Consider the following 10,580-nt stretch of genomic DNA (forward strand, 5'->3'; position numbering starts at 1 on the left):
GGCATCAAAGAGAGTGCTCTTACCAGCCCCTGTGTCCCCTCCAATCAAGAAGAGGGGAGCATGGTCAAACTGAGTAAAATTTATGATTTCCTTACGATAAGGTCCAAAATTGGTCAATTCTAACTGAACTGGTCTCATTGTCGACTCCTCTCAATCTCCTCAAAAATACTTTCCACAAGGGCAGTCTGTCTCTCAGACAAGACATCGCCCCCAGTCACTGTCTGGTAAAAATCAAATACGATTTCCTGAGGTGACTGCATTTCCAAATCTTTTAAGTGATGATTAACAGTCAAGTTTTCTTCCCTAACATCACCTAGACGACTGAAAGTAATTTCTACAATATCTGTCCCATAAATTTCTTCCAGACGGGCACGCACATTGATGCCCTCTAATTCCTTACGACTGGACAGTTGAATATCAAAGGCAAACCAGGCTTTTTGACAAGGCTGTTCCTTATAAAATTCAGGCGACATCAAGGTTTCAAAAGGTGCCTGTAAGACCACAATCGGTCGTCTGGCCTCTAAAGGATGGAAGGTCTGAGACAAATCACCAGACGCGTCCAATTCAAGAATATAAACACCCTTTTCTTCCTTACGCTTAGCTTCCTTGACATTAAAGGCGACTGGACTTCCTGAATATTGCACGCGCTTGGTAGGACTAGCAAAACGCGTATGGATATGCCCTAAGGCCACATAATCGAAAGACTTGAAAAGGTCACTGGTCACATTGGTAAGACCACCCACAGTATTGCTGGTTTCAGACAACATCAGTTCCCTTAGACTTTGACCATCGCTATCATCCTTCTTAGAAACCGCAAAATGCGTCACCAAAATATGGGCTTTGTCAGGATCAAAAGCTTTTTCCATATCTTCAATAATGTAGGCCAAGGCATCACCAATCCCTTGAATTTCCTTATCCTCATCATCCTTATAGTAAATACGGGCATCAATAGGGTCGATAAAGGGAAGCAAGAAAATCTGGCAATCCTCCAACTCAATAGGCTCAAAAGACTCCTCCAAACGTGTACTTAAATGAAGGCCCTGAGGTTGAAAGAAGTCACGACCAAAATGCAAACGTTCAGCCCCATCGTGATTACCACTGATAGCAAAGACAGAAATCTGCTCCTCCAGTACCAAGCGGGCCAAGGTCTTATTAAATAGTTTAATCGCATCCACAGGGGGCACCGCACGGTCATAGAGATCCCCAGCAATGATGATCCCATCCACTTTTTCGCTAATAGCCAGATCCACAATTTGTTGAAAAGCCCACTCCTGCTCCTCTAACAAAGACCAGCCATTGAGGGTTCGACCCACATGCCAATCTGACGTATGTAAAAACTTCATGACAACCTCCTCATTCGTTTTGTCTTACTCTATTGTACCTTATCAAGCTAAATACTGCTTAAATGTTTCATAGGCTTTGATAATTTTCCAGCTTTATATCAGTTAAGTCCAAAAAATCTCTCCCGAGCTATTCGTCCTCGAGAGAGATTATTATTTTTGGAATTTATGAGAGATACAATTTGCAAATCTTAGTCTTGGTTTTTACGACGGCTCATAGCTGCAAATCCTGACATGAGTCCCATAACAACAACACCCATTGCTTCGAGGTTGTTACCTGAGTCACCTGTTACTGGCAATTGTTCATCGCCTTCTTTAGCTTTATCAGAACCATCTGCCTTCTTACCGTCTTTATTTCCAGATTTCTTCTTATCTGAACCTTTACCGTCTGAAGCCCCATCAGCTGCTGAGCCTGAACCCTTAGATCCTTTAGAACCGTTTGAAGTTGCTTTAACAGCTTTAGAAGTTGAGCTTCCAGATTGACCACCATTGCCATTTGAAAGTGTTGAGCCATCTTCAACCTTACGGTAAATGTAAGTCACGACTGTTTGACCTTATGTCATCTTGTCTGTTGATTTACCTTCTTGACGAATCAATTCATATTTCACACCATTACGGTAGATGTAACGGTCGCCGTGAAGGTTAACATCAGCACCAACAGAGTTAGTGATAACAAGTGGCATCTTGATTTGGTTACCATATTCATCACGGTAGATAACGACGATTGTACCAACTTCTTTGTTAACTGCTGGTTTAGCAGGTTCTGCATTAACCAACTTGTAAACAACCTTAGTATCTTCACCAGGATTGCTTGGTGTCACACCAGTCTTATCAGCCTTGTAACCTTTAATCTCAGGAACAAGCGTCATAGCAGCCTTGGTTGGGTCATTAGGGTCATTTGTGTAAGCGATTCCTTCAGCACCTGGGATTGGGTTACCTTTTTCGTCAACAGGAATGATCTTACCAAATTTAGTGTAAGTAACCGTTTCAACCTTGCTGTCCATAGTAACATCTTGAGCAGCTACACGGCCTTTATCAGCAAAGTAACCATTAACCAAAGGTGTGAGGACGAGATCAAATTTAGTCTTATCGGCCTTCCATTCACCAGTTGTAAGAATATCACCTGTTACAGAATCAAGGGTCAATGAACGTTTCCATTGTGCCTTTTGAACACTGTCTGCTGGCAATTTCGCATGGCTGTCTTTACTTGTATAATGAACAGTGTAAGTCACATCCTTGAGGTAGGCATCCTTAGCAGGCCATTTTGGACCATTTGGTTGGTTAGGATAGATTGGCGTACCTGGTTCGTGAGCATCATCTGGATTAAAGTCAAGCGCAACACGTTTGAAGCTTACTGTCCAAGCTTGATCTACCGCACTGTCCAAATCAAATGTTGCGCCAGCTGGGTAACCATCTGTCACAAGGACATAGCCAAGTTCTTGATAGTGTTTGATGCGTTCAGCTGTTGAATAACCAACTGCTTCGCCAGATTTACCAGCCAAAGCAACAGTTTCAAGCGTTGAGCCACCAGTTTCATCACGATAAGTAACACTTGCTTTTTGATCATTCTTAACATAGACAACCTTAGTATCACTAGACAAATCACCTGGTGTCGCAGGCACAACCTTAGCAGTGTATCCTGGGATAGTTGGCAAGTTCTTGTCAACAGCAATCATCTTAGTTGGATCGTTAGGATCATTGATGTAGGCAGTATCTGAAACACCTGGAATTGGATTGCCATTTTCATCCACAATGATGAATTTACCAAAGGCCTTATAAGTTACGGTATCAGTTGCTTCTGGAGCATCTGGAGTAACTGTCTTACCACCTGCTAGGCCTTTATCTGCAAAGTAACCTGTTACAACAGGAACTTTAACGCTAGCATAGGTGTGGCTAGCTTCATTCCAAGTCACTTTACCAGTTGCTTGGTTATCTTTACCTGCAAAAGTATAGTCAGATTTTACATCTGCAGCTGGTGTCTTGTCACCTGCACCTTGGAAGGTAACCGTTTGTTTAGTAGCTTTAGTCACATCGTTAACGATAGCTACGTAAACGACACGTGTATCTTCACCAGGATTTGATGGAGACACTGGAAGGGCTTTAACAGTGTAACCAGCGATACTTGGAATTGTCTTGTCGATGGCAATCATCTTAGTCGCATCATCTGGATCGTTTGTATAAGCAGTTGTTGAGACACCTGGAATTGGATTACCATTTTCATCAACGGCAATGAATTTACCAAAGGCCTTGTAAGTCACTGTATCAGTTGCATTTGGGGCATCTGGAGTAACTGTCTTACCGCCAGCTACTGCTTTATCCGCATAGTAGCCAGTCACAACTGGAGTCTTAACTGTGCCGTAAGTATGGCTCGTTGCTGTCCAAGTTGTTGTGTTAGTTGTAGGATCTTCTTTACCGCTAAAGCTAAAGTCATTTTGAGTGTTAGCAGCTGGTGTCTTAGCATCAGCACCAGTGTAGCTAACGGTTTGACTGGTTGTCTTAGTCACATCTTTAGTATCTTTTTCAACGATAATGTGGTAACGGTAACCTGGTGCCAAATATTGACCGCCACCATTAGCATCAATAGAAGCATCTAAACCTTGAGCGCCATTGGCAAATTGAACGAGGTCAACGACACGGCTTTGATTATAAGCCCAAGAACGATTTGAGCGAATCGTTGCAATACCGTTAACATAATCATATTGACGTTCTGCTTTCAAAACATCCACATAAGCATTAGCTCTAGACTTATCAGCAGATGCGTACTTGATACGGTAACCTGCTGGCACTGGTGGAAGTTCTGTTATACCGGCATCATAGATTTTATTGTAAGTTTTACCGTTTGCTGTGATTGTTTCAGTTGAGTTGTTAATACGGTAGGTTGAAGAGTTTGGAATCTTATTTCCAGCTTCATCCACATAGTCGATAATACCGAGGTTGGCATAGTTTACGACAACCACATATCTACCAGTCGCATCGTCAATGTAGTCATAAGCTCTCATGACACCATCGCTATCACGACCGACTTTAAGGTGGTTGATGTAGTCAATGTTAACAAAGTACTGTTGACGTTCTGGCAAATAGTTCAACTTATAGCCAAGGTTAGTCAAGTCAGGGTTGGTTGAGCCTGCTCCAGCATTGGTCAAAACAGTGAGTGCATCAACTGGACGAAGATCACGGTTTGCGACCGCAAGTCCCATAGCATTGATGAGGTTTTCAGAGTTAAGACTAGCTTCGGCTGCGTTTAATTCGCTGCTTGTCACAGCCAACTCACTTGTGGCTACCTTAAGAGCGCTATTTACAGCCTTGGTTGTAGACTCTGCACTTGCAGTTTCTGCTGCAGTCGCAACTGAAGCGGCTGCACTTGTTTGTGCTGATACTTGACCAGCAACAGGGGCTTCGGCTACTGCTGTTGAGCTAAGAGCTTGTGCACTAGTCGCTACAGATGAAGCAGTCGCTGCTGCAGATTCAGAGCTCGCTTGCGATGCAGCCTGAGAAGCTGCTTCTGAACTAGCTGCTGTTTGACTAGTTGTTGAAGCTGTTTGACTGTTTTGAGCTGCTGATTGGGGCTGTTCGCTGGCCAAAGCCACAGTTGACACTGAGCTTGGTGCGTTTTCTGTTGTTGTTGGGGCCGTTGATGCCGCTGCCGGTGTTGACTGTTCTACAACCACATCAGGTTCAGCAGTTGTTGCCATACCTGTAGTAGCTGGTGCTACCGTTTCATCAGCTTGTGCGCCCTGTGCATTTGAAAAAATTGAAACTCCCAAAAGAACAGAGGCTACACCAAAGCTGTATTTCCGTAATGAAAAATGTTGGCGTTTATTAAACATATCTCTCATAGTAATAAAATTCCTCAATATCCAAATTACTTTATATACGTCTTCCATTTTATACCATAATTATTAAATTGTCAAATATATACTAATAATTGTTTGTTAATTTAATTTTTCTTAGAAAACATTAATCTTTGTCCCTTATCTAAATCCTTTGATTTATCAAAGCGTTCTAACCACAACTTTCCAAAATGAACCACTTTGTCAGTTTTATAATTTTCAAAAGACTTTCATAAGCAGACCGTATTTATTAAAAATCCGTCTCAACACTACTCTTTTATGTCCTTTTTATGATAGAGATTAAAAGATACAAGAAAGGTCATTGACAGCCTAGCCTTATGCTTTCCCAATTGCCAATCTAATGATAGGAAATACCTCTCTCCGCTAATTTTTTGACAAGACTCAAAAATCCCCTTGGATGTTTTCCAAGAGGGATTATTTGAGCTATTATTTGAAAATAGAGCTTGTGAAACTATCTGTTTCTTGCAAGAGTTTCTTGTAGACAGCTTCTTTGAGTTTAGTCGTATGACTTGTTGACACTGACTTATTACCATTCTTATCCGTCTTGATACTTGCTGCATCTTTGGCAACAGCATCCTTGAACAAGGTCAATAAATCATTGTAAGAGGCAACACTTGTGCCATCAATCGTTACTGGTGTCATACCATGCGACGCTTTTTCTTTTACTTCTTTGAAGTAGGCCTTCTTGAAGGCTTCTAGAGAGGTGAACTGACCATCTGAAATCTTGCTGATGATAAAGTCATCACCTAGAGTGCTCTTACCGGCTGCTTTGGCTTCTTGTTTATACTTGTTAGTCGCATAACCAAGGAAGCCTTTCTCATAACCATAATAACCCCAAAGTCTAAAGGTATTATGCTTGAAGGACATGGCACCAGGAGAACCCTCGCTGGTATTTCCGCCATAAATGGCAGACATCATAGGCACATTGACATAGGCAGAAGCGAAATCCTCAGGTTTATAGACACCATTGCCCGGTCCACGATTGGTCATGAAGTTGTTGTCCACAAGGTCATCGATAGAGGTCAAGGTCATAGCCTTTTCACTATCGTTCAAAGGACGAACCTTATCGTATTGATTCTTGCTGCTACCACGCATTTCCTTATCGACCTTCTTGAACCAAGCATTATTGAGGTCCCGGTTGCCTTGACTAAGGACCGCTTCCCCTTCAAGTGAGTCAAGAAGCATGAGGGTATCATTGTAACCCTTCATGTAACGGTCGATGGCTTCACGTGAATTCAACTTGTTTGGATTTGTGTCATACCATTGATTACCATCATTAGGGCGTTCAAAGGCCATATTGAGTCCTAGTGCTCCGTATTCACCTTGGTGACCCTGAGTAGCTGGTGATTGAAGAAGACCTTGGGCATAAGCTTCAACGTCTGTTCCTTCACGACGACCATAATCGCCAAAGTAGGCAATACGGTCATTGATGTGGGTCGTTTCATGCGTGAAGGCAGAGGCTCCGTACTCACTAACCACATTAGACATGATAAAGGTTACCTTGGCACGGTTATCGTAGGCATTGTCGTAAATAGACGCATACGCACCAGCCACAGCACCATTATCTCCATAGTATTCGCCGACTGGGCCATAGATTTCACGAATTGGCGCATAGATATCTTTACTGTCTTTAAATTGGCCGTAGCGATCTGGCCAACCTGGCCAACCATGACCCCAGACATAGTAACCTTCCCAGACCGGAATGACAATATCCTTGAACAATCTGTCCTTAACCTTATCGGTAGCCAATCGTTGCCAGAAATCAAGATAGTTAATTTGACGTTGAGCAGCCAAATCAATCTCAGGCTTGAATTTCTCCAAGGTCGTGTTGTATTTATTGGCTGTACCATAAGACATGGTATCATAAGTAGAAATCAAGAACATCTGTGTCTTATCAAGATTCAACAAAGGAAGAATCATCTTTCGATGCAAGCCACGGGTTAAGTTATCATAAGCACGGTACTTGTGCTCGCCGACACCTTGGTTTTGAGAAGCTTTCTCGACAACATAGACCTTATCCTTAGTCGCATCAATGAACCAGTCGTTCATATTATCAATAGTGGTAAAGAGTTTTCGATTGTAGTTAAGGAAGTCGTTTAAATCTCCAGATTTAGTATATTTAGCTAGAACTTCACCGAAAGCATCGTATGTTCTTGAACCACTGATATTATTTTCCTTAGAGCCAATTTCAATCAAGCGGTCAAGAACATCCACATTGTTACCATAGAAATCTGGTTTAAAGAGCATGAGTTCCTTGATATTGACATCATCAAATTTCACACCATAGTAGCGATTCAAGTAGGTCAAACCTAGCAAGAGGGCAGCCTTATTTTTCTCAACCTTGTCAAGAATCATTTGTTGGGCAGCAGGTGATTGGTTGAGTTGATGATCCTCATTCTCAACCAGCTTAGTGACAAGGCTAGTCAAATTATTCTTAACAGCGTCAAAGCTTTCTTCCAAGTAAAGATTCTTAATAGCATTGACCTTGTTTCCTCCAGTACGACCAAGTTTTTGGTAAATTGGGTCAGACTGCAACTCAATCGGTTTAAGGATATCGACAATACCGTTGATGAGGCTTGAGTGGTCTTTTTGAACGATATTTGGGGTGTACGTGATACCCAAATCAGTAACAGTGTACTCCTTAACGTTGCTCAATCCTTCGGAACTATCTGAAAGCTTGAAGTAGTCTTTGGTACCATCAGCATAGTGAACAATAATCTTGTTAGCATCACTTAAATCTGTGACAAAATTACTATCTTTCATTGGTGTCACTGAGAGCACATCTTTGGTATTCAGGTTATGGTCTTTAGCCAGTTTGTTTGCTTGATAGACAATATAATCCTTGTTATAGAATGGTTGAAGTTTCTCGATATTCTTGTAAGCCTGCTTGTATTCAGGCTTATAATCTTGAATATTGGCAAAATCAGCTTGACTAGAAACATTATTAAGGGTGTTCAACGCGTAAGGTTCGCTGACAAATGTATCAGCTGTGATCTTGTATCCTTCAACACGCTTATCAGCTTCTTCCTTAGTCAAATGTTTGAGTTTTTTCGGACTCTTGGTATCTCTACCAGTGCCATCTTCGGCAGAGCTATAGCCGATAACGCCAAAGAGGTCTTTGATATGAGGTCCACCATCTTCGTCATCCACATCATTAGAAGCAAAGATTTCTTGACCTTTGACAACCTTGGCATAGGTCACGTTGTCTTGAACAGCTCCGTAAGGCCAAGTCTTGGCAACAATACCACCAACATATCTTGTGTTTTTAACATCAAGCACACCTTTAGCTACTGAGTTTGTTACTCTAGCCTTGGTTCCTGACTTCCAGCTATTAAGCATGTAGGTGACATATGGTACCAGCATACTGGCATTGGCATTTTGAGCTGTAATAGTCGCATCCACATAGGCTCTGTTGACGAATCCCATGTAGTTTGAACCAGCAATCCCACCAACTGTTGAGTTATTACCAACAGAGTTGATCTTACCGATAAAAGCAACATTTTCAATCTTGCCATCTTCATCAATCTTATTGACAATACCTGCAACGTCATTGTTACCAGTCACTGAACCAGCCACCCTAACATCTTCAATCAGACCTTTATTTTAAGGTTAAATCCAACCGTCGCGATTTGATTTTGACCAGAGCGATTAATGTCTACATTTTCAAAGTTGATATTCTTGATCGTTCCGCCATTGATGACATTAAACAATGGATGCTCTAAATCATAGATGGCATAGCGTTTGTCACCATCACTTAGCAACTTACCAGTAAATTCGGTCGTAATGTATGATTTACCGTTTGGAACGACGTGACGAGCACTCATACTTTGACCCAGCCTAAATTCACCTGAAGGATTAGCCTGAATGGCATTGACCAACTCAGCAAAATCATAGTAAACATTGGCTTGGCTAGCCTGAGGTTTCTCAATGTAATAGCTATAGGTTTGAGCAAAATGGTTTTGGGCATCACGTTGCACCAAATTGTCCGCTGCTGCAGTTACCTTATAAACCGCCTTGCCATCAACCGTCGTTTCTTCGATGGCTTTTACAGCCAAGTAAGTGGTCTTCTGATCCGCAGAAGTCATCTTCAAGTAGTAATTCGTGAGATCCTGAGGTACAGCTGCCAGACGAGTCTCATCCACTTCTGTTTGATTGTCATACTTAATCAAATCTGTACGTGCAAAATCTTTAAGCTCAACCTTCTTGAGATCCAGTTGGAGAGTTTGGTCTGCCAAAACCTGATTCTCCTCACCATTGCCACGATCATAGGTCATGGTTGTTGTGAGGGTATATGGCTTGTAATAGTCTAAGTTTGTTAGGTCAGCAGTCAAGGTCGTGCTAGGAATATCAAGCGTTTGGACAATCTGTCCGTTTTGCTTGAGGACCGCTTTAATAGTCGTGATAGCTGCTGAACCTGGATTCGTCAAGTTGTAGCTAAGTTTAGCACTACGACCCAAATCATCCTTGTCAATCTGTGTCAGCGTAAGCAATGGTTTTTCAGACACCTTGGTCCCTTTGTGAACGATACGATCTTGAACAGGAACTAGCACGGTTTCAGTGACAGTTGGTGCCTCAGACGTCTTATTCCCTTTATAGGTCTTATAGACTTTGGTGATTTTATTTTGACCTTTTTGACCTTCTTGAACAACCTTTAGAGTGCCCTTTTCAAGACTATCATCTTCTTGGACAATCTCTTTAAATGGAAGCTCTACGATAGACTCTTCCGTCGTTGTTCCATCTAGAGGTTTGCTGCCACGACGAAGCTTTCTAGGTTGTGGCACCTCAATAACCTTACCTGATACAATAGTTGGCTCACCAACCTTGACACCATCAATGGTTTGGTAAATTTTCTGGATTTCTTGGCTACCTTTTTGACCTTCTTGCTCGACAACCTCTTCATCCACATACTTGCTATCATCAGTGATAACTTCGATAGGATAATCGATGGCTTGCGTTTCAGTCTCTGTGACACTTCCAACAACTGGAGTGTGGACAGGATTCTCGGGTTGGACAGCCGCCTCACCTTCGTGACCTGATTCTTGTGTACCCTTGGCTTCCAGTTTGCCTGTGTACTCTGGATTTGTAGGTTGAACAAGGGCTTCACCTTCATGACCGGATTCTTGTGTACCCTTAGCTTCCAGTTTGCCAGTATAGTCTGGATTAGCAGGTTGAACAGCTGCTTCGCCTTCATGGCCAACTTCTTGGGTACCATTGGCACTGATTGGACCGGTGTACTCTGGGTTAGCTGGTTGAACCACTGCCTCGCCTTCGTGACCAACTTCTTGGGTACCGTTAGCACTGATCGGTCCAGTGTACTCTGGATTAGCCGGTTGGACCCATGCTTCACCCTCGTGACCAACTTCTTGGGTACCGTTAGCACTTGTAGTAT

1 protein-coding gene and 2 pseudogenes are annotated in these 10,580 nt (G+C 42.4%); all 3 read right to left on the reverse strand.

The genetic code is table 11. The features are described from left to right. Positions 1-134 precede the first annotated feature (134 nt). Positions 135-1,343: an exonuclease SbcCD subunit D gene (locus tag HSISS2_RS07495; protein ID WP_021146159.1), complete on the reverse strand. Its 1,209-nt coding sequence runs from the start codon at positions 1,341-1,343 to the stop codon at positions 135-137. A gap of 188 nt (positions 1,344-1,531) precedes the next feature. Further along, a pseudogene (locus HSISS2_RS07500) lies at positions 1,532-5,176 on the reverse strand (YSIRK-type signal peptide-containing protein). Between the two features lie 441 nt (positions 5,177-5,617). Continuing rightward, positions 5,618-10,580, reverse strand: a pseudogene (locus HSISS2_RS07505) (ZmpA/ZmpB/ZmpC family metallo-endopeptidase); the annotation flags it as partial.

It is taken from the genome of Streptococcus sp. HSISS2, assembly GCF_000448665.1.
Classification (GTDB): domain Bacteria; phylum Bacillota; class Bacilli; order Lactobacillales; family Streptococcaceae; genus Streptococcus; species Streptococcus raffinosi.

Bases quoted from the DNA above. Each gene is read 5' to 3' on its own strand.
- HSISS2_RS07495 (WP_021146159.1), bottom strand. From the start codon at position 1,343: ATGAAGTTTTTACATACGTCAGATTGGCATGTGGGTCGAACCCTCAAT.